Source organism: Burkholderia sp. IMCC1007, from assembly GCF_027257875.1.
Lineage (GTDB): Bacteria > Pseudomonadota > Gammaproteobacteria > Burkholderiales > Burkholderiaceae > Burkholderia.
In genome coordinates this window covers 245,129-271,296 of sequence record NZ_JAPVQY010000002.1, presented here as the reverse complement: position 1 = coordinate 271,296, position 26,168 = coordinate 245,129, and the positions used below count along the sequence as shown (strand labels likewise).

General features: G+C 62.6%; 22 protein-coding genes. 17 read left to right on the top strand and 5 right to left on the bottom strand.

Annotated features, from left to right (window positions below):
- Positions 1-15: 15 nt before the first annotated feature.
- From O1Q03_RS03750 to O1Q03_RS03740, 3 genes are all read right to left on the bottom strand, one after another.
- A complete protein-coding gene (locus tag O1Q03_RS03750) occupies positions 16-795 on the bottom strand; it encodes an enoyl-CoA hydratase-related protein (RefSeq protein WP_059623715.1) in 780 nt (259 codons plus the stop codon).
- A 498-nt stretch (positions 796-1,293) separates the two neighbouring features.
- Positions 1,294-2,088 carry an enoyl-CoA hydratase/isomerase family protein gene (locus tag O1Q03_RS03745; protein WP_059623717.1) on the bottom strand — a complete coding sequence of 265 codons (795 nt, stop codon included), beginning with the start codon at positions 2,086-2,088 and terminating at the stop codon, positions 1,294-1,296.
- 268 nt (positions 2,089-2,356) lie between these two features.
- Entirely contained in the window at positions 2,357-3,343 is a 987-nt protein-coding gene (locus O1Q03_RS03740; RefSeq protein WP_269501695.1) for an NADPH:quinone oxidoreductase family protein, read from the bottom strand.
- Positions 3,344-3,846: 503 nt separating this feature from the next.
- Here O1Q03_RS03740 and O1Q03_RS03735 point away from each other — a divergent pair.
- From O1Q03_RS03735 to O1Q03_RS03655, 17 genes are all read left to right on the top strand, one after another.
- Entirely contained in the window at positions 3,847-4,635 is a 789-nt protein-coding gene (locus O1Q03_RS03735) for an enoyl-CoA hydratase/isomerase family protein (protein ID WP_059623724.1), read from the top strand.
- A 30-nt stretch (positions 4,636-4,665) separates the two neighbouring features.
- The gene (locus O1Q03_RS03730) at positions 4,666-6,741 is read left to right on the top strand and encodes an acetate--CoA ligase family protein (RefSeq protein ID WP_111442762.1); all 2,076 of its coding nucleotides are present in this window, start codon (positions 4,666-4,668) and stop codon (positions 6,739-6,741) included.
- 66 nt (positions 6,742-6,807) lie between these two features.
- Positions 6,808-7,557 (top strand): electron transfer flavoprotein subunit beta/FixA family protein, encoded by a 750-nt coding sequence (locus O1Q03_RS03725; protein ID WP_059623727.1) that lies wholly within the window; start codon positions 6,808-6,810, stop codon positions 7,555-7,557.
- A gap of 31 nt (positions 7,558-7,588) precedes the next feature.
- Entirely contained in the window at positions 7,589-8,536 is a 948-nt protein-coding gene (locus O1Q03_RS03720; RefSeq protein ID WP_111442769.1) for an electron transfer flavoprotein subunit alpha/FixB family protein, read from the top strand.
- Between the two features lie 538 nt (positions 8,537-9,074).
- Positions 9,075-10,592 carry a 3-hydroxyacyl-CoA dehydrogenase gene (locus tag O1Q03_RS03715; RefSeq protein WP_258399111.1) on the top strand — a complete coding sequence of 506 codons (1,518 nt, stop codon included), beginning with the start codon at positions 9,075-9,077 and terminating at the stop codon, positions 10,590-10,592.
- Positions 10,593-10,681: 89 nt separating this feature from the next.
- Complete coding sequence (locus O1Q03_RS03710) at positions 10,682-11,890, top strand: ABC transporter substrate-binding protein (RefSeq protein WP_059623774.1); 1,209 nt, start codon at positions 10,682-10,684, stop codon at positions 11,888-11,890.
- 306 nt (positions 11,891-12,196) lie between these two features.
- Positions 12,197-13,402 (top strand): 3-oxoadipyl-CoA thiolase, encoded by a 1,206-nt coding sequence (gene pcaF / locus O1Q03_RS03705; RefSeq protein WP_059623729.1) that lies wholly within the window; start codon positions 12,197-12,199, stop codon positions 13,400-13,402.
- A gap of 185 nt (positions 13,403-13,587) precedes the next feature.
- A complete protein-coding gene (locus O1Q03_RS03700) occupies positions 13,588-14,748 on the top strand; it encodes a Re/Si-specific NAD(P)(+) transhydrogenase subunit alpha (RefSeq protein WP_059623731.1) in 1,161 nt (386 codons plus the stop codon).
- 8 nt (positions 14,749-14,756) lie between these two features.
- The gene (locus O1Q03_RS03695; protein WP_059623733.1) at positions 14,757-15,074 is read left to right on the top strand and encodes an NAD(P) transhydrogenase subunit alpha; all 318 of its coding nucleotides are present in this window, start codon (positions 14,757-14,759) and stop codon (positions 15,072-15,074) included.
- Positions 15,075-15,079: 5 nt separating this feature from the next.
- Positions 15,080-16,537, top strand: a complete 1,458-nt coding sequence (locus O1Q03_RS03690) for an NAD(P)(+) transhydrogenase (Re/Si-specific) subunit beta (protein ID WP_059623735.1) — start codon at positions 15,080-15,082, stop codon at positions 16,535-16,537.
- 63 nt (positions 16,538-16,600) lie between these two features.
- Complete coding sequence (locus tag O1Q03_RS03685; RefSeq protein WP_111442765.1) at positions 16,601-16,828, top strand: hypothetical protein; 228 nt, start codon at positions 16,601-16,603, stop codon at positions 16,826-16,828.
- A 90-nt stretch (positions 16,829-16,918) separates the two neighbouring features.
- The gene (locus O1Q03_RS03680; protein ID WP_269501685.1) at positions 16,919-18,598 is read left to right on the top strand and encodes an electron transfer flavoprotein-ubiquinone oxidoreductase; all 1,680 of its coding nucleotides are present in this window, start codon (positions 16,919-16,921) and stop codon (positions 18,596-18,598) included.
- Positions 18,599-19,295: 697 nt separating this feature from the next.
- A complete protein-coding gene (locus O1Q03_RS03675; protein WP_111442627.1) occupies positions 19,296-20,162 on the top strand; it encodes a branched-chain amino acid ABC transporter permease in 867 nt (288 codons plus the stop codon).
- 3 nt (positions 20,163-20,165) lie between these two features.
- Positions 20,166-21,164, top strand: a complete 999-nt coding sequence (locus O1Q03_RS03670; RefSeq protein WP_111442628.1) for a branched-chain amino acid ABC transporter permease — start codon at positions 20,166-20,168, stop codon at positions 21,162-21,164.
- Positions 21,161-21,928, top strand: a complete 768-nt coding sequence (locus tag O1Q03_RS03665) for an ABC transporter ATP-binding protein (RefSeq protein WP_059623742.1) — start codon at positions 21,161-21,163, stop codon at positions 21,926-21,928. Before O1Q03_RS03670 ends, O1Q03_RS03665 begins: the two co-directional genes overlap by 4 nt.
- A 2-nt stretch (positions 21,929-21,930) precedes the next feature.
- Positions 21,931-22,623 (top strand): ABC transporter ATP-binding protein, encoded by a 693-nt coding sequence (locus tag O1Q03_RS03660; protein WP_059623744.1) that lies wholly within the window; start codon positions 21,931-21,933, stop codon positions 22,621-22,623.
- A 31-nt stretch (positions 22,624-22,654) separates the two neighbouring features.
- Positions 22,655-23,677: an amidohydrolase family protein gene (locus O1Q03_RS03655; protein ID WP_241308701.1), complete on the top strand. Its 1,023-nt coding sequence runs from the start codon at positions 22,655-22,657 to the stop codon at positions 23,675-23,677.
- 118 nt (positions 23,678-23,795) lie between these two features.
- Here the strand turns inward: O1Q03_RS03655 and O1Q03_RS03650 are convergent, their stop codons facing one another.
- Positions 23,796-24,560: an SDR family NAD(P)-dependent oxidoreductase gene (locus tag O1Q03_RS03650; protein ID WP_059623746.1), complete on the bottom strand. Its 765-nt coding sequence runs from the start codon at positions 24,558-24,560 to the stop codon at positions 23,796-23,798.
- A 183-nt stretch (positions 24,561-24,743) separates the two neighbouring features.
- Complete coding sequence (locus O1Q03_RS03645) at positions 24,744-25,943, bottom strand: ABC transporter substrate-binding protein (RefSeq protein WP_059623748.1); 1,200 nt, start codon at positions 25,941-25,943, stop codon at positions 24,744-24,746.
- Between the last annotated feature and the right edge of the window lie 225 nt (positions 25,944-26,168).

The window sequence follows — 26,168 nt, the reverse complement described above, 5'->3', positions numbered from 1 at the left end:
CAGGAGTCGTGCGCGTTAATGGCCGAATCGCGTTGCATCCGGCGCCCTGCGGTCGGCGAATGCATCGGCCAGTTCCGCGTGCTCGCCGGAGTCGAGGTATGCGCGCAGCAGCAGATCGTGCGCCATGCGTGACAGGCCGGACACACCGCCGTGGCGCGCGTTGAATGCGGCCTTGATCGATGCGAGTGCGAATGCGCCGCGGTCGGCGATTTCGAGCGCCAACTTGCGCGTCGCCTCCTGGAGTTCCGCGTCGGGAACCACGTGATTGACGAGGCCCCAGTCGAGCGCTTCTCGTGCAGTCAACTTGGGGTTGCGATACCACATCTCTTTCGCGCGCTTTTTGCCGACGAGATCTTCGAGATACCAGGTGCCGTAGCCGCCATCGAAACTGCCGACCATCGGTCCGACTTGTCGGAACACCGCGCTTTCCTTCGCGATGGTGATATCGCACACGACCTGCAGCACGTTGCCGCCACCTACGGCGTAGCCGTTGACCGATGCGATCACCGGTTTTTGCAGCCGGTCGATGCTCTCGTACATTTCCAGGGTTGGCAGGACGCCTGCATACAGCAGCGAGTCCTCCATGCCCTCCTTGCGGCCTCCCGTACAAAAGAACTTGTCGCCGGCTCCGGTAATCACGACGACGCGCGTGCGCGTCTCGCGACGGATTTCGTTGATGCAATCGCGAATCTCGTGGCACATGCGCGGCGTGAACATGTTGCCGTCTTGCGGGCGATTGAGCGTGATGGTGCCGATCGGGCCGTCTTCCTGATAAATGATTTCTTCGAATTGCATGGACTGTCCTTTCAGAGCGATGCGCAGTGCGCGAAGTTGACGAATTCCGGACGATCGCGATGGACCGCGACAGCGCAATTGGGGCCTTGTGCTCAAACCGATGGCAGCTGGCGCGAGCGCCGCGAATGTCGTCACGGCGTCTGATCTGCAAGCTTCGTGCCAAACGGGGGTGTGGCGGGCGATCTCGATTGCGTCCGGAAAACGCGGTACCCGGATCTGGTCGAACCGCCGGCAAGTGTCCGCGGCGACGACAGTGGTTGGCCGTGCTCAGGTGATTTCCGTGCAGACACCACCGGTCACATTGCAGTGCACAGTGCCGACCGCCGATGTACTGGCATACCGGGATGAGACTGCGCGATGCTGGCGTCGCGCTGCGACCCCGGATAAAAAAGATGCCCGCCTAGAGGGCGGGCGATATTCGCGGTAACGCCGTCGACGGCAAGCGTGAGGCCAAGCGGCCGCCTCATGGTCGCGTCGGGAGCGAGTACTTGCCGCGGCTTATTGGTCCGATGCGGCTCGGCTGAAGTCCGCAGGGCGGCCGTCCAGGGCGGCGCCGAGTCCTTCCTGAAACTCGGGACTGGACATGGCCAGAATCTGCCCGAATCCTTCGAACGCGAGCATGTCCTGAAGGCTTGTTTCGAAACTGCGCGCCATCAGGTTCTTGGCAAGCCCCATGACCTCGGCGGGACCATTCGCGAGACGCGTGGCTTCCGCGAGTCCGGCTTCATCGACCTTCTCGTCGGGCACCACCTGTGCAACGAGCCCCAGCTCGAGCGCGTCCTGCGCGGACAGCGTCGCGCCGCTGTACAGCAGCCGCTTCGCAGCCGCCATACCGATGAGCCGCGGAAGGTGGTACATCGTTCCAATGTCGGGGACCACGCCGATACGGAAGAATCCGGGGATGAACTTCGCCCCCTCGCCGGCGATCAGCAGGTCGCCTGTCAGCGCGAGGCCGAATCCTCCTCCCACTGCCTGGCCTCGTACGCCCACGACGACCGGCTTGTCGAGCGTGATGAGCGGGGTCAGCCATGTGCTGAGACCGCGAAAGCGCCGATGGACGGCCCAGGGTGCGGACGCATTTTTCAACATGTTCAGATTTCCCCCGGAGCAGAACGTCGGACCTTCGCCCGTGAGATAAACCGCGCGCACCGCGCGACTGTTCTGCGCGCGTTCGATCGCATCGCCGAGCTGTTCCCGCAGTTCCGTCGTCAACGCATTGCGGTCGGCAGGGCTACAGAGCCGGATGACGAGTACGGAACCTTCGACCGAGGTGTTCACCAACTGTTGGGTCATGCGATGTCTCCTGGACGCTGCTTTGACGAGTGATTGCGGATGCATGCAATCGCCATGCCAATCCGCCTGGTTCGCGTGGTGGGCACTCAGCGCCCGGGGAATGCGTTTTTGCAGAACACGGATGTGCCCGGGCGGCAGACACGCGATACACGTACGAACGTCGACGTATCGAGCAACGAGCGCCGGCATGGAGGTCGCGCAATCGAGCTCTTACGCGCTCGTCGCGCATCGGACACGCCAGAGAACACGGCCCGATTCAACTCCGCGTTCAGTCCATCGTCAGTACGACGCGCCCCGTCGCGCGACGCGTGGCGATCAGCCGGAGGGCTTCGGAAAAGTGGCTCAGCGCAATCGTTTGCATGATATTGGCGCTCAGCGTCCCCTTGGCCCACATGGATGCCATGACCGTGTGCGCTTGTGCGACCTTCCATGGCTGCCGATCGCGATAGTCTGTCCATTGCAATCCGCTGACCGTAGCGTTCTTTACGAGCAGGTGGCCGGCCTTGACTTCGGGAATTCGTCCGGCGGCGAAACCGATAGTGACGATTCGGCCATCCCATGCAAGCGCACGCAGCGACGCATCGAAGATTTCGCCACCGAGCATATCGATCACGATGTCCGCGCCTCGGCTCTCAGTCGCAGTGTGGACCTGGGTGCGAAGGCTGTTGCGCAGATCGGGTGCACTCAGGTCGATGATGCTGCAAGGTACGTCGCTCAGCAGGGTTCTCGCACGCTCCGGTGAATTCACGCCTGCGAGGACTGTCGCGCCCATCGCTCGTGCAATCTGCACGGCGGCATACCCGACTGCGCCTGTGGCGCCATTGACGAGGACGGTGTCGCCGGGCCAGCGGCCGCGTTCCATCAGTGCGAACCATGCCGTTTGCGCCGGAAGGCCGAGGACGGCCGCCTCCGTGAACGCCATACCGTCGGGCAGCGGCAGGCATTGATCTTCGTGCGCGAGCGCCTGCGTTGCGAAAGCGCCCCATTCCACATGGATCAGCACGTGATCTCCAGGTTTGACCCGCGTGACGCCCGCTCCGACGATGCGTACGACACCCGCCGCTTCCTTCCCCGCGGTGAACGGCAATGGCGGGCGCGTTTGATATTGACCGGAAATCACGAGCAGATCCGGATAATTGATCGCAGCGCTCTTGACGTCGATGACGACCTCGTGATGCCCCGGTTCGAGATCGGGAAGCTCCTCAAGCGTATGAGTTTCAGCCAGGCCGAGCGTCTTGATCCGAACCGCGCGCATTGATGTTCCTCCGCTTTTTTTCGATATGGCCGAGTGCTTCCAGCTATGCCGGGTGAGTTCGCTGGGCCGCGTGTATCGCTTGCAATGCGCGTGCCATCTTCGCCGCAGGCTGGATCGGCCACCAGCCCGCGCGGCATGTCTCTGGATCGCGCGCGGCATTTCACTCGTGTCCGCGTCGCGGACACTTTGCAATGCGCCCGTCCGCCTGATGTACATGATCGAGAACGTGTGTGTGCGGTCGCCGCCGACAGCGCGGGCTCCGACGGCCGATAGCGGTTGCAAAACGACTCATGGTGATCGATGGCATGCATGTTGCTGAGATGACGTGTCGAAAAGCACGCGAGGTGGGCTGACGAGGATACCGTTCGGCGCGCCCCAACCGAAGCCTCGACCGAAAGACCCGTGAAGGAGGAGGCGAGTGGATCAGGCGACATCAGAGGAAATCGATGCGATACACGACGTGCTGAAGCATTTAGAACAAGCGGAGTAGTGAGGATGACGATATGGTGGATCAACTGAAATTCGAAATCGATCGTGGCATTGCGACGATTACGCTCAATCGTCCGGACAAGCTGAACGCCTTTACCGAGGCGATGCAGGACGTATGGCTCGAGGCGCTTGAGGAGTGCCGTGCGAATCCGGAGATTCGCGTCGTCGTGATGACTGGTACCGGGCGCGCATTCACGACGGGTGGTGACATCGAGACCTTTTCCGAGTCGGCAGCGCAGACGCCGGCGAATATCAAGGCGCGAGTAGCCGATGGCGTACAGCGTCTGCCACGCAAGATCACCGAGCTCGACAAGCCGGTAATCGCAGCGTTGAACGGTCTGGCGACAGGCGGTGGTCTGGATATCGCCCTCGCATGCGACATCCGTTTCGCAGCGCAGAGTGCGCGCTTTGCCGAGACCTACGTGCGCATGGGACTGATTCCCGGCGTCGGCGGGGCGTATCTGCTGCCGCGCATCGTCGGGATGTCGAAGGCGCTCGAGATGTTCTGGACAGCGGACTGGGTGGAGGCGTGCGATGCGGAACGAATCGGTCTGGTGAACAGAGTATTTCCCGACGCGGAGTTGATGGACGAGACGTATGCGTTCGCACGCCGGATCGCGGACGGGCCGCCGCTTGCCGTGCAGTTGATCAAGCGAGTGATGCGGTTTGGTCTGGACAAAGACCTTCAGACGGCTCACGAACTGGTGGCTGCGAATCTGCCGATCGTACGCGCGAGCGAGGACCATCAGGAAGCGGTGAATGCGTTCAAGGAGAAGCGCACACCTAAATTCATTGGGCGCTGACAGCGCTGTCGACTCGAGAAGAAACGGAATATGGACAGACAGGCATTCGAGAAGTTTATTGAACCGCGCAGCGTCGCGATCGTCGGCGCATCACCGCAGCCGGGTAGTCCGCGCAATTCGCTGGTGCGTGTGCTGTTGAAGCATGGATTTGACGGCACCGTGTATCCGGTGAGCCCGAACCACGCCGAGGTAGAAGGGCTGAAGGCGTATCCGTCGGTGGCGGAATTGCCGGAAGTGCCGGACGTTGCGCTGGTGATCACGCCGGCTCACACAGTGCCGGGCGTCATTGCGGAGTGCGGTGAGAAGGGGATACGCAGCGCGATTGTCTTCAGTTCCGGATTCGAAGAGACGGAAGCCGGAAAGGAACATGCGCAGCGCCTGGCCGAAGCGGCGCGGGAGCACGGTGTGGCGGTAATCGGCGCCAACTGTCAGGGCGTGTGGTCGGTTCGTCGGCGCGTCATGATGACGTTCGGATCGGCAGCAATGAGTCTTCCGGCGCTCAAGCACGCGCCGATCGCGGTCGTCAGCCAGAGTGGCGCGCTTGCCGGGGCAATCGGCAATTTCCTGCAGAGCAACGGGATCGGATGCTCGTACATCGTCAGCGTCGGCAATGAGACATGCGCCGATGCGCTCGACGTACTCGAACACATCGTCGAGCAGGACGATGTGCGCGTGGTCGCGCTCTACATCGAAGGACTCGATGAAGCGAGCCGGATCGTGAGGATCGCCGAGCGTGCGCGAGAACGCGGTGTGCAAATCGTCGCATTGAAGGCTGGCCGATCGACGATCGGCCAGCAGGCGACGGCGTCGCACACCGGGAAAATTGCTTCGGCGCACGCGGTCTATGCGGATGTGCTGGAGCAGGCAGGGGTGATCACGGTCGACAGCCTGATCGATGCAATGTCGGCGGTCGAGGTGCTGGCGTATCTGCCGTCACCGCGCTTGAGCGGCGATAGGCAGGGGGGGCTGGCCGTGTTGAGTTCGTCGGGCGGGGCAGGCGCGCTGCTCGCCGACCACAGCAGTGAATATGGGATCTCGATGGCGGAATTCGGCCTGCAAACCGCAGCAGAACTGGAGCGGGTTCTGCCGGCGTTCGCACGGACAGCCAATCCGGTGGATTTAACGGGGCAGATTCAGAGCGTGCCGACGCTGTTCCGTGACACGTGTTTCGCTATCGAGGCGGAGCCGAGGGCGGAGGCACTGATCGTGCAGTTTGCCAGTAGCGGTCGTCGGTACCTCGAGCCGAACGCCGAAGTGTTCAAGAAAGTGGCGCAGTCCATGCCGGTGGTGCTGAGTTTCATCGGGGAGTTGCCGGATCACGAGGCGCGCCGGTCGTTCAGGGAGGCGGGCGTGCTGCTGGTCGCGGATCCGTCCCATGCGATGAAAGCGCTGTCGTTGCTGTACAAGCGTACTCGGATGCTGTCATTGCCAAGATCAGAGATTCGGACGCCATTGGCGAGCCGGGCGGCGCCGCAGGATTGGACGCAGACGATGCGGTTTTGCGCTGAGAGCGGGATGACGCCCGCGAAGTGGGCGGTGCTTGGGCCGGAGGACCGCGCGTCGGACGCATGTGCCGGAATGGCCTACCCGCTGGTCGTGAAAGTACTGCCATCGGAATGCGAGCACAAGACCGAGCTTGGCCTGGTGAAGTTGCGCGTTCAAACCGCGGAGGAGGTCGATGCGTGTGCGCGCGAGTTTCGCGAGCGGGTAGGCAGACCTGATATGGGTGTGCTGGTTCAGGAAATGATCAGTGATGGCGTAGAGATCGTCGTGTCGTGCATGAGGCAGACGGACTTCGGACCGATCATCTCGATCGGCTCCGGTGGCGTCGCGGTGGAACTGTACCGCGACATGTCGCACCTGGCGCTGCCGGTGACTGCCGATCAGGTTCGTCAGGCGCTTCGGAAGCTGAAGCTATGGACGCTTCTGGAAGGTTTCCGTGGAAAGCCTGCGGCGGACCTGGACGCGCTGGTGGCGGCTGCAGTGCGGTTTGGCGACATGTTCCTCGCGAGCCCGGCGATCCAGGAGTTCGAGATCAACCCGGTGATCGTGAAGTCTCGTGGCCGGGGACTGGGTGCCGTCGATGCGCTGGTGACGGTGCAGTGAAAGAATGCCGGACGCGCTGGGGACAGCGCGTTCGGCTGCTTCGGTTCTTGATGTTCGGGTTAAAGAATGAAAATCCTGGTGCCAGTGAAAAGAGTGGTCGATTACAACGTGAAGGTCCGCGTGAAGCCGGGCAACACGGGTGTCGACATTACGAATGTGAAGATGTCGATGAACCCGTTCGACGAAATCGCGGTGGAAGAAGCCGTGCGCCTGAAGGAAGCGGGCGTGGCGACTGAAGTGATCGCCGTGTCGGTGGGCGTTGCGCAAGCGCAGGAAACGCTGCGTACGGCGCTGGCGATCGGCGCGGATCGCGCGATCCTCGTCGAGTCGAACGACAGTGTCGAGCCGCTGGGCGTCGCGAAGATCCTGAAGGCGCTGGTCGACAAGGAACAGCCGCAACTGGTGATCCTCGGCAAGCAGGCGATCGACGACGATTCGAACCAGACGGGCCAGATGCTGGCTGCGCTGGCTGGCCTGCCGCAAGCGACGTTTGCATCGAAGGTGACGGTCGCCGACGGTAAGGCAACGGTTGCACGCGAAGTCGACGGCGGCGCGGAAACGCTGTCGCTGACGCTGCCGGCCGTGGTCACGACCGACCTGCGCCTGAACGAGCCGCGCTACGTGACGCTGCCGAACATCATGAAGGCGAAGAAGAAGCCGCTCGAAACCGTGAAGCCGGAAGACCTGGGCGTCGACGTTACGCCGCGTCTGAAGACGCTGAAGGTGGTCGAGCCGCCGAAGCGCGCAGCCGGCGTGAAGGTGCCGGACGTGAAGACGCTGGTCGAGAAGCTGAAGACCGAAGCCAAGGTGATGTAAGAGGGAGCGGAAAGAAATGACGGTTCTGGTGATGGCAGAGCACGAGACGATTCTGGTGATTGCAGAACACGACAATGCGTCGCTCAAGGCCGCGACGTTGAACACGGTGGCAGCGGCGGCGAAGATTGGCGGTGACATTCACGTGCTGGTGGCAGGCCACAACGCACAGGGCGCAGCCGATGCGGCAGCGAAGATTGCAGGCGTGTCGAAGGTGCTGCTGGCCGACGCACCGCAACTGGCCGCAGGCCTGGCGGAAAACGTCGAAGCGACGGCGCTGAACATCGCGAAGGACTACTCGCACATCCTCGCGCCGGCAACGGCCTACGGCAAGAACATCGCGCCGCGTATCGCCGCGAAGCTGGACGTCGCGCAGATCTCGGACATCACGGCAGTGGACTCGGCCGATACGTTCGAGCGTCCGATCTACGCAGGCAATGCGATCGCGACGGTGCAGTCGGGCGACCCGATCAAGGTCATCACGGTGCGTGCGACGGGCTTCGATCCGGTCGCAGCGGCAGGCGGCAGCGCGTCGGTCGAGAAGATCGAAGCCGCGGCCGATACAGGCAAGTCGCAATTCGTGAGCCGTGAAGTGACGAAGCTGGACCGTCCGGAACTCACCAGCGCGAAGATCATCGTGTCGGGCGGCCGCGGTCTGGGTAGCGGCGAGAACTACACGAAGGTGCTGGAGCCGCTGGCGGACAAGCTGTCGGCAGCGCTGGGCGCATCGCGCGCGGCAGTCGATGCGGGCTACGTACCGAACGACTATCAGGTTGGCCAGACCGGCAAGATCGTCGCCGCGCAGCTGTACATCGCGGTCGGCATCTCGGGTGCGATCCAGCATCTGGCCGGCATGAAGGATTCGAAGGTGATCGTCGCGATCAACAAGGATCCGGAAGCGCCGATCTTCAGCGTGGCCGATTACGGCCTCGTCGGCGATTTGTTCACGGTCGTGCCGGAACTCGTCGGCGAACTGGGCTGACGCGCGCGATATCGTGACGACGATTTTAGGTGACGCAACGCGGCCTTGCTTCATGAACAGGCGGCGACGCCACCGGGGATCGTTCAGGCCGACGCCCCGATCACGAGCCCACGCAATGCCGCGAGATGCGGTCGCGTGACTCACCGGGCGGAGGAGCTGAGATGACTGCACCGAAACGTTCTCTGCGAGCGGCAATCGGGAAATGGTTGGGCAGCGGTGTTGCCGGGTGTTTTCGTCTCTCGCGTATCGGTCGATCGGATGAAAGCCGGTGGCGTTGTGTGCGAATCGACGTCGATTGCCCGTCCGGAACCTTATCGCTCGTGTTCTTTCGTCACGACGACGGGGCGTGGCACGTTTTTCCCCCCGGCAGAAGGCGGGCGGCGATCGGCGGATCGCGCTATGCCGGCCAGTTTCTCTTCGACGTACACGAACCGAGAAAAAATCTTGCACGTGTTTAGCGCGTCGGCGGTGCGCGCACGACTGCCGGTGACTGACGTTTGTCGATTGAATGAAGCGCAAATTGAATGGGAGATCGAGATTGGGACAATCTCTGAATAGCGTCGGCGTGGTAGGCGCGGGCGCGATGGGGCGCGGTATCGCACAAGTTTGCGCGATGGCCGGTTGCGACGTGACATTGTTCGATGTGAATGACGGCGCAGTGACACGGGCCATTTCAGCGATACGCAACGATCTGATGCGGTCGGTTGAAAATGGGCGGATCGAGCAGTGCGACGCGGACGCTGCGCTGCACCGGATCACCGCGGCGACCAGTCTGACAGAAATGGCCGGGTGCGATCTGGTCGTGGAAGCGATCGTCGAGAACCTCGAGTTCAAGCAGCGGCTGTTGCGGGATCTGGAGTCGATCGTGTCGCCGTCGTGCATTCTGGTGACCAACACGTCGTCGTTGAGCGTGACGTCGATCGCATCCGGTTGTGTACAGCCATCTCGCGTGGCCGGGTGGCACTTCTTCAATCCCGTCACGCGGATGAGACTGGTCGAGATCGTGCAGGCGCCCCGAACGGCAACGGAAGCGATCGATGCGCTGGCCGAGCTGTCGCGGCGCATCGGACATCGGCCGATCGTTGTGCCGGATTCGCCGGGTTTCGTGGTCAACCATGCGGGCCGTGCCTTTGTCACCGAAGGGTTGAAGCTGCTCGCGGAAAAAAACGCTGAGCACTCGGTGCTGGATGCGATCCTGCGCCAGTGCGCAGGGTTCCGCATGGGTCCGTTCGAGCTGCTGGATCTGACTGGGCTCGACGTGTCTGTTCCCGTGATGGAATCGATTCATGCGCAGTACTACGGCGACGATCGCTACCGACCGGTGATGCTCGCACGCACGCGCCTCCACGCCGGCCTGTTGGGTCGCAAGGCGGGACAAGGTTTTTACAGCTACGACGGCAAGCCGGCGGCGGCACATGCGCCGGCGCAGCAGGCGGTACCGGTGGTCGACTTCGCGGTGTGGTGGCCGACGGAGGGGGCGGCGGCGTTGCCCGAAACGGTTGTGCCGTTGCTGTCGCAGGTGACGCGTGCGGCCGACTTGCATGCCGCCGATGTGGTCCTGATCGCGCCACTGGACACGGACCTTTCAACTGCGATTGCGAATTTCCGGCTCGATCCGAGCAAGGTCGTCGGGATCGATCCCGTGTTCTGCGGGACTTCGGGCGTGACGTTGATGACCTGCCCGGGAACAGTGAAGTCGACGGTAGATCGCGCGCAGGCGATATTCGCAGCGCAATCGATTCCCGCGTTTGTCATTTCGGATTCCCCTGGATTCGTTGCGCCCCGAGTGGTGGCGTGCATTGTCAATCTCGCTTGCGAAATGGCCCAGCAGGGCATCGCGTCACCGGAGGATATCGATGTATCGGTGCGTCTCGGCCTCGGTTATCCGACGGGGCCATTCGAGTGGGGCGATGCGCTCGGCGCGCATCGGGTGCTCGACATCCTCAGGGGACTTTACGAGACCTTCGGGGATCAGCGATACCGACCGTCGCCGTGGCTCGTTCGGCGTGCACGTCTCGGTCTGCCGTTGACGTCACCGGAGCGGGCCGCTGCCTGACGAACATCGATCGACGGACGACGGACTGCTCCGGCCGTTCCGCGTACTGTGCGTCGCGCAGCCGGAAATTAAACGGGAGGAGACTGATGATGAAACTGCGATTTGCGCTTACATGGACGCTCGCCGTCGCCGTGGCGATGCCGGGCGCCTTTGCGGCTTCGTCGGGAGAGCCGCTGAAGGTCGGCGTGATTGTCGATATGTCCGGCGTCTACTCGGGCATCGGCGGAACGGGCGGGGTGGCGGCGGTCAAGATGGCCGTGCGCGATTTCGGTGGCAAGGTGCTCGGCAGACCGATCGAAGTGCTGTCTGCAGACTACCAGAACAAGGTCGATATTACGGCGACGCGCGCGCGGCAATGGTACGACAGGGATAACGTGTCGATGGTGATCGAATCGACCGATTCGGCCTCGGCACTCGCGCTGCAGAAGCTAGGCATGGAAAAGCGCAAGGTGACGATCTTTGCTGGCTCGGCAACGACGGATCTGACCGGCAAGCAGTGTTCCCCGTACGGCGTGCACTATGTGTACGACACCTATGCGCTCGCGAACGGGACGGCCCGGGCGGTGGTATCGGAAGGTGGGAAACGCTGGTTCTTCATCACGGCCGACTACGCATTCGGTCATTCGTTGCAGTCGCAGGCCACGCAGGTTGTCACGTCGATGGGCGGACAGGTCGTGGGAAGTATCGACCATCCTCTGGCGACATCGGACTTCGCGTCCTTCCTGATGCAGGCCCAGTCGTCGAAGGCCCAGGTCATCGGGCTCGCGAACGCGGGGCGCGACACGCAAAATGCGATTCGTCAGGCTGCCGAGTTCGGCATGATGACCGGCAAGCAGATCGTTGCACCGCTGCTGATCTTCGATGGCGATCTGAAGGGCATCGGCCTGAAGACGGCTCAGGGTGTTCAGTTCACCACCGCGTTCTACTGGGACTACAACGATCGGACGCGCGCGTTCGCGAAGGCATTCAACGCCGAGACCGGCAAGATGCCTACGATGGTCCAGGCGGGCATGTACTCCGCCGTAACTCACTATCTCCAGGCCGTTCAGGCAGCGGGAACGGTGGACAGCGATGCGGTCATAGCGAAAATGAAGGCGATGCCGATCAATGATTTCTTTGCCCGGGACGGCCGTATTCTGGCAAACGGCCTGATGGTGCACGACATGTATCTGGCCGAGGCGAAGAAACCGTCGGAATCGAAGGGCGAGTGGGACCTGCTGAAGATTCGATCGGTGATCCCGAAGGAAACGGCGTTCCAGACGCTCCAGCAGAGTGGGTGCCAATTTACCGCACACTGAGCGAGCGTACGTTGCAGGCGCGTGCGCGGTATGCCGTTCAGGAAGCAGCACTGCACATCATGTCGGACTCGACTCGGCACATGTCCGTCGAAACGACATCTGATGTAGAGACCGCAGACAACGATGCATCGCTGTCGCGTGAACGTGATCATGTCGTGGCGCGAAGAGCGGGCGTCGCACGTCGGTGAAAGCCCGTTGCGCATGTCCATGCCGACCGCATTGGAGCCCGAAAGCCGAATCCGGGCGTGACTGGCATGTTCATTGCATTAAGAGTGTGATTTCAACTTCTCGATGCGACGCCACGTCATGAGTACACAAGCCTTTATCTGCGATGCAATCCGTACGCCGTTCGGCCGCTATGGCGGCTCGCTTTCTTCCGTGCGCGCCGACGATTTGGCCGCGATTCCGATCAGGGCGCTGATGGCGCGCAATCCTGGCGTCGACTGGGAGGCGGTCGGCGACGTGCTGCTCGGCTGCGCGAATCAGGCCGGTGAGGACAACCGCAACGTCGCGCGCATGGCGAGCTTGCTCGCCGGCCTGCCGCTCGGCGTACCGGGCGCCACGATCAATCGACTGTGCGGCTCGGGCCTCGATGCGGTGGGCAGCGCAGCGCGCGCGATCAAGTCCGGCGAAACAGCGTTGATGGTTGCGGGCGGCGTGGAAAGCATGAGTCGCGCGCCCTTTGTCATGCCGAAGGCGGAGTCGGCTTTCAGCCGTGCGAACGCGGTCTACGACACGACGATCGGCTGGCGATTCGTCAACAAGCTGATGAAGGAGCAGTACGGCGCCGATGCGATGCCGGAAACGGCGGAGAACGTTGCGGTCGACTACAAGATCGGGCGTGACGCTCAGGATCGGATGGCGCTGGCTTCGCAGACGAAGGCGCTGGCCGCGCAAAAGCGCGGGTTCTTCGATAGCGAGATCACGCCTGTCTACATCCCGCAGAAAAAAGGCGAGCCGCTGGTCGTGAAGCAGGACGAGCATCCTCGCGAGACGTCGTTCGAAGCCCTTGCGAAGCTCAAGGGTGTCGTGCGGCCTGACGGCAGCGTGACGGCCGGAAACGCGAGCGGCGTCAACGACGGAGCCTGTGCGTTGCTGCTGTCCGACGAGCGCGCGATCGCCCAACACAGTCTCACGCCCCGTGCTCGGGTGGTCGCGATGGCAACCGCGGGTGTGCCGCCGCGCGTGATGGGTATCGGTCCGGCGCCGGCGACGGAGAAGGTTCTGGCACTGGCCGGATTGCGGCTCGACGAGATCGACGTGATCGAACTCAACGAGGCGTTCGCCGCACAGGGGCTGGCCGTGTTGCGCCTGCTGGGCCTGAAGGACGATGATCCCCGGGTCAACCCCAACGGCGGGGCGATTGCACTCGGTCATCCGCTCGGCGCGTCGGGCGCGCGTCTCGTGACGACGGCAATCAATCAGTTGCACGCCACGAGCGGTCGCTACGCATTGTGCACGATGTGCATCGGAGTGGGCCAGGGCATCGCATTGATCCTGGAGCGCGTCTGAGTGCGATCGGATACGCGTAACGAATTCGGCTGAAACCGGCGAGTTCATTTCGCGCGCCGGCCGCGTGGCGTTCATGTAACACACGTGCCGCTCATCGTTGGTTCATCGCCGGCGCGACATCGAGCGTTGGTCCGCGTATCCGCTGCGCGGCAACGAACGATCATTTTTCTCAAGGAGCAGAAGTCATGCTGATAGGTGTGCCCGTCGAAACAACGCCGGGCGAAGCCCGCGTCGCCGTTACCCCGGAGACGGCCAGGAAACTGCAGGATCAGGGACACACGGTGCGCGTGGCTTCCGGTGCGGGGCAGGGGGCCAGCTATACCGACGACGTTTATCGGGCCGCCGGCGCCGAGATCGTGGATCAAGCGGCTGCGCTCGGCTGCGAGGTCGTGCTGAAAGTCAGGTCGCCTCTCGACAGCGAACTCGCCGCTTTCCGCGTGGGGGCCGTGCTGGTCGGGATGCTCAATCCGTTCGATGCAACTGGTCTCCAACGGCTCGCCAAAGCTGGCATCACGGCGTTCGCGCTCGAGGCCGCGCCGCGAACGACGCGCGCGCAAAGCCTGGATGTGCTGTCGAGCCAGGCGAATATCGCAGGCTACAAGGCTGTCATGATCGCCGCCGATCGATATCGGCGCATCTTCCCGATGTTGATGACGGCGGCGGGGACCGTGAAGGCGGCGCGCGTCGTGATTCTCGGTGTCGGGGTTGCCGGGTTGCAGGCCATCGCGACGGCAAAACGCCTGGGCGCTGTCATCGAAGCGAGCGACGTGCGTCCGAGCGTCAAGGAGCAGGTGGAGTCTCTGGGGGCGAAGTTCATCGACGTGCCCTACGAAACGGCGGAAGAAAAAGAGGCCGCGGAGGGTGTCGGCGGATACGCGAGGCCGATGCCGGCCTCGTGGCTGCAGCGTCAGCAGGTTGAAGTGGCCAGGCGTGTCGCGGCCGCCGATATCGTCATCACCACGGCGCTGATTCCCGGGCGGCCCGCGCCGGTGCTGGTGACCGAGGCGATGGTGGAATCGATGAAGCCGGGTTCCGTCATCGTGGATCTCGCGGCGGCCCAGGGTGGCAATTGCCCGCTGACCGAGCCGGGCAGCACTGCGATTCGGCACGGGGTGACGATCGTCGGCGAAACGAACCTGCCTGCGCTGGTTGCCACCGACGCCAGCAACCTGTATGCGCGCAACGTACTCGATTTCCTGAAACTGATTCTGCCGAAGGGCGGCGGCGTGACGATCGATCTCGAGGATGACATCGTTGCCGCCTGCCTGGTTGCCCGGGACGGAATGGTCATGCGCGATCAACCTGCTCCCGTCCGGTCAACGGCGGAAGCTTCGACCACGAACTGAGAATCGCCATGGAAGCTGTCAGCCACATCATCACCAACCTGATCATCTTTGCCCTGGCCATCTATGTCGGCTATCACGTCGTCTGGAATGTGACGCCCGCACTGCATACGCCCTTGATGGCCGTGACCAACGCGATCTCGGCGATCGTCATCGTCGGCGCGATGCTCGCGGCGGGACTGACATCGAGCGGTCTCGGCAGAACCGCTGGCGTGCTCGCGGTTGCGCTCGCCGCGGTCAACGTGTTCGGGGGCTTCCTCGTCACGCGACGGATGCTGGAAATGTTCAGGAAGAAAGAAAGAAAGACGACTGAAAAGGCGGGGGCGTAACGATCATGAGCATGAACCTCGTTACCTTGTTGTATTTGCTGGCCAGCATCTGTTTCATTCAGGCGCTGAAGGGGCTGTCTCACCCGACGACGGCCATTCGCGGAAACGCATTCGGCATGACGGGCATGGCAATCGCAGTACTGACCACCGCGGCTCTGATCGTGAAGCTCGCCGCCACGCCGACCGGGATCGGGCTCGTGCTGCTCGGTCTGCTCCTGGGGGGAACCGTCGGCGCCGTGATGGCGTATCGCGTGGAAATGACCAAGATGCCGGAGCTGGTGGCGTTCATGCACAGCATGATCGGCTTGGCAGCCGTCTTCATCGCGGTGGCCGCGGTGACGGAGCCTTGGGCGTTCGGCATTACGCCTGCACCGTTGGCTGCGGGCGCGGGCCTGGACGGTCTCGCGCACCCGTCGATCCCGACCGGCAACCGGCTCGAGCTTTTCCTCGGAGCGGCGATTGGCGCGATCACGTTCAGCGGATCAGTGATCGCGTTCGGCAAGCTCAGCGGTAAGTACACGCTGCGCGTATTTCAGGGCGCGCCGGTCCAGTTCAAGGGGCAGCATTTTCTGAACCTCGTGCTGGGACTGACCACGATCGGGCTCGGCCTGACGTTCATGGCGACCGAAAGCTGGTCCGTGTTTCTGTTGATGCTGGCATTCGCGTTCGTGATGGGCGTGTTGATCATCATCCCGATCGGCGGCGCAGACATGCCGGTGGTGGTGTCGATGCTGAACAGCTACTCCGGCTGGGCGGCTGCGGGCATCGGCTTTTCGCTCGGCAATCCGATGCTGATCATTGCCGGCTCGTTGGTGGGCAGCTCCGGTGCGATTCTGTCCTACATCATGTGCAAGGCGATGAACCGATCGTTCTTCAACGTGATTCTGGGCGGGTTCGGCGGCGAGGCCAATGCCGCTGCCGGCGGGGCCAAGGAACAGCGTCCGGTCAAGAGCGGCAGCGCGGACGACGCCGCGTACATGCTGTCGAACGCGGAATCCGTGATCATCGTTCCGGGATATGGCCTGGCGGTCGCGCGTGCGCAACACGCGATCAACGAGCTGTCTCAGAAACTCACGGAAAAGGGTGTGACGGTGAAGTATGCAATTCATCCGGTCGCGGGGCGCATGCCCGGTCACATGAACGTGCTGCTCGCGGAAGCCGAGGTGCCGTATGACCAGGTGTTCGAGATGGAGGAGATCAACGGCGAATTCTCGCAGGCCGATGTCGCGATCGTGCTCGGTGCCAACGACGTGGTGAACCCGGTCGCGCTGGAAAAGGGCAGTCCGATCTACGGTATGCCGATCCTCGACGCATACAAGGCGCGGACGGTCATCGTCAATAAACGTTCGATGGCTGCCGGATATGCGGGGCTCGACAACGAGTTGTTCTATATGGACAAGACGATGATGGTTTTCGGCGATGCGAAGAAGGTTGTCGAGGACATGGTGAAGGCCATCGACTAAACGGGCCGACTGACACGGACTCGCTCCGGTCCGCATCCGTGTCCGAGTGATCAGGAGGGGAAAATGTTTGGTTCGACGCTGGTACAAAGGCATGTCGGCAACACGTCGCTGACGGCCGAATTTCACGAAGGCTCGGGACGACTTCGCATATCGTCGAACGGCGTGCTGTCGCACGAATTCTTTCCGCCCCAGTCATGGATGATCGTGGCCACGAGCGCCGGTGTAAGCAATTGGGGCACGCGCCCGAGCAAGACAGACCTTCTGCATGTCCTCGAGCAGTTCGACGGATGACGCGAGACGGCGGTCTGCGATTCCGGGTTACGCGTTGCATGGGGCGCCGTCTCGCCATCGCGCAGTTCGTCCGTTTATTCAGAGAGATCGATGACAAATTCAGCTGTCGTGCATAGTGACGCAGCGCAACAGCGCGAATCCATGGAATACGACGTCGTGATCGTCGGCGGCGGCCCCGCCGGGCTGTCGGCGGCGATCCGGCTCAAGCAGCTGGCCGCCGAGAAAGGCACCGAGATCGGCGTGTGCGTGCTCGAGAAGGGTTCCGAGATCGGCGCGCACATCCTGTCGGGCGCGGTGATGGACCCGCGCGCGATCAACGAACTGTTCCCCGACTGGAAGGAACAAGGCGCGCCGCTCACCGTCGAGGTGACGGAAGACCGCTTCCTGTTCCTGTCCGAGAAGAGCGCGGTCACCACGCCGAACTGGGCGCTGCCCGCGAACTTCAAGAACCACGGCAACTACGTGATTTCGCTGGGCAACGTCACGCGCTGGCTCGGCGCGCAGGCCGAAGCGCTCGGCGTCGAGATCTTCCCGGGCTTCCCGGCCGCGGAGATTCTCTATAACGACGACGGCTCGGTGAAGGGCGTCGCGACCGGCAACATGGGCGTGGGCAAGGACGGCGAGCCGACCGAGAACTTCCAGCTCGGCATGGAGCTGCACGCGAAGTACACGCTGTTCGCCGAAGGCTGCCGTGGCCACCTCGGCCGCCAGCTGATCTCCAAGTTCAAGCTCGACGCGAACGCCGATCCGCAGGCCTACGGGATCGGCATCAAGGAACTGTGGGAAATCGACCCGGCCAAGCACAAGCCGGGCCTCGTGATCCACACGGCCGGCTGGCCGCTGAAGTCCGACACGTACGGCGGCTCGTTCCTGTATCACATGGACAACAACCAGGTGGTGGTCGGCTTCGTGGTGGGCCTGGGCTACACGAACCCGTACCTGTCGCCGTTCGAGGAATTCCAGCGCTACAAGACGCATCCGTCGATCCGCGCGTTCCTCGAAGGCGGCAAGCGCGTGTCGTACGGCGCGCGCGCGATCACGGCCGGCGGCCTGCTGTCGCTGCCGAAGACGGTGTTCCCGGGCGGCGCGCTGATCGGTGACGACGCGGGTTTCCTGAACGCATCGCGGATCAAGGGCAGCCACGCGGCGATCAAGACCGGCATGCTGGCCGCCGACGCCGCGTTCGACGCGGTGCAGGCAGGCCGCCAGTCGGACGAGCTCAATGCGTACCCGGACGCGTTCAAGCAATCGTGGCTGTACACGGAGCTGTACCGCGCGCGCAACTTCAAGCAGTGGATGGCGAAGGGCCTGTACCTCGGCACGCTGATGGTCGGGCTCGAGCAGAAGGTGATGGGCGGCAACGTGCCGTGGACGCTGCACCACAAGCACGCGGACCACGAGATGCTGAAGCCGGCGTCGCAATGCACGCCGATCGAGTATCCGAAGCCGGACGGCAAGCTGACGTTCGATCGGCTGTCGTCGGTGTTCATCTCGAACACGAACCACGAGGAGAACCAGCCGGCGCACCTGACGCTGAAGGACGCGAGCGTGCCGGTGAACGTGAACCTGCGCACGTACGCGGGGCCGGAGGCGCGCTTCTGCCCGGCGGCCGTGTACGAGTTCGTGAAGAACGACGATGGCAGCGACCGGCTGGTGATCAACGCGCAGAACTGCGTGCACTGCAAGACCTGCGACATCAAGGACCCGACGCAGAACATCGTGTGGGTCACGCCGGAAGGCGGCGGCGGGCCGAATTACCCGGCCCTGTAGCGCACCATCGAAACGAGAGCGGCCGTGACGCGAAATCGGCGATCCACGCCAGTTCGATACGGCGTCCGAAGTGGACGGCACAGGTTACTTTCGAGGGTATTCCCGATGCCCGGGGCCTTGCCTGGCGGGAGTCGCCGGAATGGACACCTGTCTTTTGCAAGGACACATCTGCCGCGTTGTGTGCACTTGTCCCTTTCGCATCTCCGTCGACTTCGATGATCGATGAAGTCGCGTCTTGCCAGACGCCCTCCGATCGGAGCCGCATGGATACGGGGCCCCGGTTCTTTCGCTTCAAGATCACGTTTGCCCGGCGTGGGTGCCGTGCGGGTCGCCTGGAACATCGGCCCGATGCTGGCATGGGCATTGCATTATCCGTGCTACTTGACGTGCCGCCGGAGGACGGCGGATTCAAGCACAGGGCCGATGCCCCCGAGGTCGCGGACGGTTCGTCGTTTCGCACAGACAGCCGGCGGCATTCGAGGTCGAGCGATAGCAGCAAAAAACAGGAGACAATCGATGCACAACCTTCCATTTTTCGAAACCGCACACCGCGACGCGCGGCGCGGGACAGACGACGCTTCCCATGCGCGGCCATCGGTGATCCGCCTTTCGATTGACTGAACGCCGTCCCGAACGTTGACAGCCGTTCGTTCGGCGCGTCCTCTATCCCTACGATCGAAAGAGAGGTATCAAAGTCATGGAAGGCTTGATTTCGGCTGGCGTCATCGGCCTGAGCCTGGGCACCCAGTATGCGTTGATCAGCATCGGGTTCACGCTCATATTCGGCATCATGGGCGTGGTGAACTTCGCTCATGGCGGTTTCTACATCCTCGGCGGTTACATCGCCTATTCACTGTCCCAGTCCCTGGGCGTGCCGTTTGCGGCAGCGGTGCTGATCGCCGCGTTGGCCACGGGCGTGGTCGGCTATCTGGTGGAAGTCGTGGTTGTGGAGCGGAACGTCTCCGACCATTTGGCGACGATGCTGATGACGTTGGGCATCTATCAGATCATCACGACCGGCATGACGGCCGTCTATGGGGCCGAGCCGATGAATTTCCCGTTCCCGGTGACCGGCTCGCTGCGCGGTCCGGGTTTCTATATCCCTTACGCAAACCTGATCGTCTTCGGCGTGTGCGCGCTCGCGATCGGCAGCGTCTATTACCTCGTCTTCAGGACCCGATACGGTATTGCGCTGCGTGCGATGGCAGACGACAGCCCGGTTGCGCGCGCACAGGGAATTCGGCCCGCGCGTATGTTCCCGCTGGCGTTTGCCATTGCAACGGCGCTGGCGGGGCTCACCGGCGCACTCGTCACGCCGATTCTTGCGTTGGAGCCTTCCAGCGGAGATGCCGTGCTCGGCAGGGCGTTCATCGTCGTCGTCATGGGCGGACTGGGCAGTGTCGGCGGTGCCACGATCTCCGCATTCGTCGTCGGCCTCGTGGAGGCTTATGCGAGTGTCTATCTCGGCGGTTCCCAAGGCGCGCTCGTGCTGTTCGTGATCGTGATGCTGATCCTCTTGGTTCGCCCGCAGGGGCTGTTCGGTACCGTTACACGCAAGGCCTGAATTATGAAAATGACCTATCGTCGCCGTGACTTCATGCTCGACATATCGGGCGTGATCGTACTGCTACTGCTTCTTATCGTACCCTTCGCGTCAACGGACCCGTTCATGTATTCGCTGGCCGGTCAGTCCGCCATCGGCGTGTGTGCCGCGCTGGGCATCTACATCATGCTGCGGCTTGGGCTCCTGTCGTTCTCCGCGCCGTCTTTCATGGCGCTCGGTGGCTATGCCGCCGCCATCGCGGCGAATGCCGGTACGACGAACCTCGTTCTGCTCATGCTGATCAGTGCGATCGTGCCGGCGCTCGTGGCGCTGCCGCTCGGGGCGTTGGTGCTCCGACTCAAAGGCGTGTACTTCATTTTCATTACGTTCGTCTTCAACGAAATACTTCAGATCGTCATCTTCCAAACGCCGACATTGACAGGCGGTGCCAACGGGATCACCGGTGTCCCGCCAGCATTGCTGTTCGGGATGGGTGCCACGTCGCCGGCGACGGTCGTCGTCGTCACTGTTGCCATTTGCATCGTCTCCGCGTTGTTTACGCTTGGCATGACGCACGTTCTCCGGCCCGAGTTCTCGTCGATCGAGGAGAACGAGACGCTCGCGGAAAGCCTGGGCGTTGCGCCGTGGAAATATCGCACCATCGGCTTCGTTACCTCGGCCGCCGTATCCGGACTGGCGGGTTTCGCACTTGTCAACATGCTCTCGACCGCCCATCCGAGCTCGTTCACCACGTGGTCGGTGAACAGCTACATCGCGTACGTCTTCGTCGGGGGCCGCGGATCGTTGCTGGGTGTCGTGGTGGGCAGCCTTCTGCTCATCACGATGAACGATGTTTTCAGCAGCTACGCTCAATTGTCGTCCGGATTGTTCGGGCTGCTGCTCGTCATCGTGATGATGATTGCACCCGGCGGCATCGTGGGAACACTGACGAACGTGTTTGACAAGATGAGGGTACGCCATCGCGGCGTACTTCAACCGCGTATCGAGGATCGTCGAGCATGAGTTCGCCTATTGGTATTTCAAAACAGAGCAACCGAGCGCCCGTGCCGGCGACATTGCAAGTCGAAGCGATCACCAAGCGATTCGGCGGCCTGCGCGTATTCGAAGGCATTTCATTCGAAGTGTCGGCGGGCGACGTGCTTGGCGTGATCGGCCCGAACGGCGCGGGCAAGACTACGCTGATCAATGTCATGAGCGGCATGCTGCCGCCGACGTCGGGACGCATTTTGCTGGGCGGGCAGGTCATCTCCGGGATGCGGTTCTACAACGTGGCACGTCTTGGTGTCGCTCGCAGCTTCCAGCAGACCAACACGTTCAAGAGCGCGACGGTCGAAGAGAACCTGTTTCGTGCGCAGCGCTTCAGCACGATCCATTCGAATGCGGATCTCGGCATCGAAGGGTTGCTGGACGAGTTCGGTCTTGCACAGCACCTTTACGACCCGAGCGACAAGTTGCCGTATGGACTCCAGAAAATGCTTGGCCTGGTGATGGTGCTCGCTTCGAGACCCCGATTTTTGCTTCTGGACGAGCCGGCCGCAGGGCTGGAGGCCCGGGAGCGGCCGCAGGTGGACCGCTTCATCGAGCATGCGCGCAGCGTGCTGGGCTGCGGCGTCCTGATCGTGGAGCACGACATGGATATGGTCAAGCGACTGTGCCCGCGCATTGTCGTGCTCGAGGCGGGGCGGCTTCTCGCTGAGGGAGCGCCGGGCGATGTGCTTTCCCGCCGTGATGTCATCGAGGCCTATCTGGGCGTGAGTGAGGAATGAAAATGCTGAGCATCGAGAAGCTGGTCGTTCGTTATGGCGGCATCGTGGCCCTACGGGAAGTGTCGATCGACGTGAAGGAGGGCGAAACGGTCCTGTTGGTCGGCGCGAATGGCGCGGGCAAGTCGAGCCTGATCAATGCCGTAGTCGGTCTGGTTCCCGCGATATCCGGTCAGATCCGTTTTGCCGGGAAGGACCTGGTTGGTGTCTCGTGCCCGGGCCGAGCCCGTCTGGGCATCGGCTATTCGCCGGAGGGGCGCCGGATATTCCGCTCGCTGAGCGTGAGGGAAAACGTCCTGGCGGGCACGCTCGGTATTTCGAAGATGCAGGCGCAAGCGAACCTCGAGTGGATGGAGCGGACTTTTCCGTTGCTCGCTGAGCGCGCAGACCAACCGGCCAACCAACTGAGCGGCGGGCAGCAGCAGGTCGTCGCGCTGGCTCGAGCGGCAAGCACGCTGCCCAAACTGCTGCTTTTGGACGAACCGTTCCTCGGACTGGCACCCGTCTGGATCGAGCGCATCAGCGAGTCGATTCGGGAGCTGCAGCGTCGCGGCACCACGATCCTGATGACTGAACAAATGGCCCGCCCCGCGCTTAAGCTTGTCGACCGCGCGTACGTCATGCGTGGCGGCGAGGTCCGGCGAAGCGGCACGGTCGACGAGATTCGGGATGTCGCGCTCGCGGAGGAATATCTTTGAATTCGAATTCACATCAAGACAAGGTGATGCAATGACGAACATGTTTCCGTACCCGCAACTGAAGGCCGGTCGCGATGAGCCTATCATCGATCCCGACCTGCCGATCATCGACTCAGCTCACCATCTCTTTGACAGACCGGCATTGCGCTACATGTTCGAGGATTACCTGGCGGACGTGAACGCGGGACATCGAATCGTCGCGTCCATCTACGTGGAAACGCTTGCCTTCGCACGCAAGGATGGCCCGGAGGTGCTGCGGCCGCTTGGCGAGGTTGAGTTCGCGAACGGGGTTGCGGCGATGAGCGCCACCGGCGCCTATGGCGATTGCCGCGTCTGCGCGGCGATCGTCGGGAACGCGGACCTGCGATTCGGGTCGGCAGTGGCCGAATTGCTCGACCGGTCGCTTGAAGCCGCGCCAGAGCGATTCCGGGGCGTTCGGCAGATCACGATCGAGGATCCGAGCGATGCGCCTTTCCGCTATGTCACGAACCGGCCGGCGCCCGGAATCATGAAATCCCCGGGATTTCGTGCCGGCTTCCAGGAGGTGGCAGCACGCGGCCTGACGTTCGATGCGGCAGTGTTCCATCACCAGATGGCCGACGTTTGCGAGCTTGCCGATATGTTTCCCGATACGTCCATCGTCCTCAACCACCTGGGCCAGGCGATGGGCATGGACATGGACGCCGACGGCCGTGCCGGCGTGTTCGCGCAGTGGCGATCGGCAGTGCGCGAGGTGGCGCGCCGCCAAAACGTGCTGTGCAAGATCGGCGGCCTGGGATTGCCGTTTTGGGGGTTCGGTTTCGAGAAACGCGCGGAGCCGGTCGGCTATCTGGAACTCGCGGATGCGTGGAGGCCCTATGTCGAGACCGTCATTGATGCTTTCGGCGTCGAGCGCTGCATGATGGAAAGCAATTATCCGCCCGATGGTCGATCGTGCGGATTCGTGCCGATGTGGAACGCGCTGAAGCATATCGTCCGGGGCGCATCGGCTCGAGAAAAGGCAGCGCTTTTTCACGATACCGCAGCCCGCGTTTACCGCATCGACCTTTCCTGAACCGGGCGTCGTGCGCCGTGGGCGCGCGAGCAGATTGCTCGACGCGCCGCACCAACCCGGCGAGAAGATCCACGGTTCAGCCTGCCGTCCGCGCATCGTGGACGGCAGGCGCGATGTCTCAGTGAGATGGAATGCCCGCCGTGGAGCCGCCGTCCACGGGCATGACGATGCCCGTGACGAAGCTGGCATCATCCGACAGCAGAAACGCGATGGCGGCGGCAACCTCTTCAGGCTCTCCCTCGCGGCCGATCGGATGCGCCGCGCGAATGCGCTTTTCGTTTTCCGGATCCTCGAACATCACGGCTGTCATCGGGGTGCGAATCATCCCCGGCGCTACGGCGTTCACGCGGATACCGTAAGAGGCAAGTTCGAGCGCCATGGTATGCGTGATGCCCGAGACGCCGAACTTCGACGCGGAGTATGCGAGGCGGTTCGGTACGCCGCGGATTCCCGCCCCCGACGAAACGTTGACGATTGCCGCGGGTGTTTTCGCTTCCGTCGCGACGCGTGCAAATGCTTGGCAGACGTTGAACGTTCCATCGAGATTCACTGACAGGACGCGATGCCACGCCTCCGGATCGAAATCCAGCACGTTGCCCACGCCGCGGATGCCGGCGGAGTTCACGAGCCCGTGAAGCGGGCCGAATCGTCGAGCGGCGTCGGCCACGATGGCGTTGACGTCGTCGCGATTCGACACGTCCATCGCGACGGCGTGGATACGGTTAGTCGGGCCGAATTCCGAGGCGACCTTGTCAACATCGCCCTTGCGTACGTCTGCTGCGACGACCAATGCACCCTCGTCGAACAGACGTCGAACACACGCCGCGCCAATCCCGCTGCCGGCTCCCGTTACGAGGATCGTTTTCCCTTCAAAACGCTTCATGTCACCTTTTCCTTTTCATGTCGAAGCCACCACGTGCGGTCGGGCAACGCGGTCGAGACGCACGGATTCCGGATGTGGTCTCGTTGCTCCGCGATGCCGTGGCGATCGAGAGATTCGCCGAAAGTCGCGCGGTAGCGCGGACGCCCCATACGGCCTTCGGCGATTAACCGCACTATCCGAGGTTCACGGCGTCGCGGGTTCCGACGCAATGGCGATGCGTCGATCCTTTTGCCTTTTACCGTTCGCGATCACGCCCATCCCGATCGGGAAGGCGAGCTGCTGATTGATTCCGTATTGCGCCTTGCCGCGCCATCCGCCTTTGCCGAGGTAGCGGGATTCCGGCGTCGTCTCTCGCAACGCGGCCGCGATCTTTTGGCCATCCTGATCGGTTCCGGCTCGCGAGATCGCACGCAGAAGATGCTCCGCGGCGAGTGCGGACGGATAGAACAGCGTGTTGTCCGGCACCTTCGACTTCATCACGCGCTCGTAGTCGGCATTCAGACGCTGGATGCCGGGGTCGTCCAGCGGAGCGAGTTCGAGCCAGTAGAACGCCTTCTGGGTTGAAATGTCTCCCACGGTGTTCAGCACCACCTCTGCGCCGCTGCCGAGGTCACCGAACGCGCCCGTGTATCCGGCGCCTAGCATTTGCTTGACTAGGACGCCGGCTTCACCCGGCGGCATCGGTCCGAACTCCACCGATTCGGGGCCCATGCTCATCAGGCGGGCCACGATGGGCGCGAAGTTCGTGGTGCCGCGTTGATAGAATTCGAGCGTCGCCTTGGCACCGGCCTTTTCGTACTCCTGGACCAGTGCTTTGCCTGCATCGGTGCCGCCCTGGTCGTTCGGTGCAACAACGATCACCTTGTTGAATTTGAACTCGTCCCTTGCGGCTTTCACGACATAGGCACCCCAGACCTGCGGCGTGAGTGATACCGCGAAGGCGAGCGGATATTGCGTGTTGATGACATCCTTCGCGTACGAGTGCGCGAAATTCACGATGCCGTACCGCTTCGCGATGGGCTTGAATCCCGCCAGTTCGACCGACGGAACCGGGCCCACAGCCGCATGAACCCCCTGGCTCGCGAAATAGTTGGCGGCGGCCGCTCCACCGGCAGCGGTCGCTTGCGAGTCATAACTCGTCGGCACCACCTTGCACTTGCGGTTGCCGACTTGCAGGCCGCCATTGGCATTGGTATAGGCGGCCTCGAACTCGACGGCGGCTTTCTCGGCGAGGCCCTGCGACGATCCACCGCCGCTCATCGGGCCGAGCACGCCGATCTTGACTTCGCACGATTGTGCTGCCGCCGGCGTGCAAACCGCCCAGGATGCGGCGAGCGTCGCTGCGCAGGCCGCCGCTTTGGCCGTGTTCCAATGTTTCGCCATCAAAGTCTCCTTCTGGTAGTTATCTATGGGTGCAAGTCCGGAAAGGGCGCTACCTCATCCGAACACCCGAATCGGCCCGAAATACCTAGCGCTGGGCGCGAAAAAGATTGGCTTCGCGATTCGACCGAAAACGGATAGCCGTTTTTCGGCCCGGCGATAACCGATCTGGCAGTAATGAAGCAATTGCGATGCCAACGGACGCCGGATGTGCTGCCGATCTAAGGA

Bases quoted from the DNA above. Each gene is read 5' to 3' on its own strand.
- O1Q03_RS03750 (WP_059623715.1), bottom strand. From the start codon at position 795: ATGCAATTCGAAGAAATCATTTATCAGGAAGACGGCCCGATCGGCACC.
- O1Q03_RS03745 (WP_059623717.1), bottom strand. From the start codon at position 2,088: ATGACCCAACAGTTGGTGAACACCTCGGTCGAAGGTTCCGTACTCGTC.
- O1Q03_RS03740 (WP_269501695.1), bottom strand. From the start codon at position 3,343: ATGCGCGCGGTTCGGATCAAGACGCTCGGCCTGGCTGAAACTCATACG.
- O1Q03_RS03735 (WP_059623724.1), top strand. From the start codon at position 3,847: ATGGTGGATCAACTGAAATTCGAAATCGATCGTGGCATTGCGACGATT.
- O1Q03_RS03730 (WP_111442762.1), top strand. From the start codon at position 4,666: ATGGACAGACAGGCATTCGAGAAGTTTATTGAACCGCGCAGCGTCGCG.
- O1Q03_RS03725 (WP_059623727.1), top strand. From the start codon at position 6,808: ATGAAAATCCTGGTGCCAGTGAAAAGAGTGGTCGATTACAACGTGAAG.
- O1Q03_RS03720 (WP_111442769.1), top strand. From the start codon at position 7,589: ATGGCAGAGCACGAGACGATTCTGGTGATTGCAGAACACGACAATGCG.
- O1Q03_RS03710 (WP_059623774.1), top strand. From the start codon at position 10,682: ATGAAACTGCGATTTGCGCTTACATGGACGCTCGCCGTCGCCGTGGCG.
- pcaF (WP_059623729.1), top strand. From the start codon at position 12,197: ATGAGTACACAAGCCTTTATCTGCGATGCAATCCGTACGCCGTTCGGC.
- O1Q03_RS03700 (WP_059623731.1), top strand. From the start codon at position 13,588: ATGCTGATAGGTGTGCCCGTCGAAACAACGCCGGGCGAAGCCCGCGTC.
- O1Q03_RS03695 (WP_059623733.1), top strand. From the start codon at position 14,757: ATGGAAGCTGTCAGCCACATCATCACCAACCTGATCATCTTTGCCCTG.
- O1Q03_RS03690 (WP_059623735.1), top strand. From the start codon at position 15,080: ATGAGCATGAACCTCGTTACCTTGTTGTATTTGCTGGCCAGCATCTGT.
- O1Q03_RS03685 (WP_111442765.1), top strand. From the start codon at position 16,601: ATGTTTGGTTCGACGCTGGTACAAAGGCATGTCGGCAACACGTCGCTG.
- O1Q03_RS03680 (WP_269501685.1), top strand. From the start codon at position 16,919: ATGACAAATTCAGCTGTCGTGCATAGTGACGCAGCGCAACAGCGCGAA.
- O1Q03_RS03675 (WP_111442627.1), top strand. From the start codon at position 19,296: ATGGAAGGCTTGATTTCGGCTGGCGTCATCGGCCTGAGCCTGGGCACC.
- O1Q03_RS03670 (WP_111442628.1), top strand. From the start codon at position 20,166: ATGAAAATGACCTATCGTCGCCGTGACTTCATGCTCGACATATCGGGC.
- O1Q03_RS03665 (WP_059623742.1), top strand. From the start codon at position 21,161: ATGAGTTCGCCTATTGGTATTTCAAAACAGAGCAACCGAGCGCCCGTG.
- O1Q03_RS03660 (WP_059623744.1), top strand. From the start codon at position 21,931: ATGCTGAGCATCGAGAAGCTGGTCGTTCGTTATGGCGGCATCGTGGCC.
- O1Q03_RS03655 (WP_241308701.1), top strand. From the start codon at position 22,655: ATGACGAACATGTTTCCGTACCCGCAACTGAAGGCCGGTCGCGATGAG.
- O1Q03_RS03650 (WP_059623746.1), bottom strand. From the start codon at position 24,560: ATGAAGCGTTTTGAAGGGAAAACGATCCTCGTAACGGGAGCCGGCAGC.
- O1Q03_RS03645 (WP_059623748.1), bottom strand. From the start codon at position 25,943: ATGGCGAAACATTGGAACACGGCCAAAGCGGCGGCCTGCGCAGCGACG.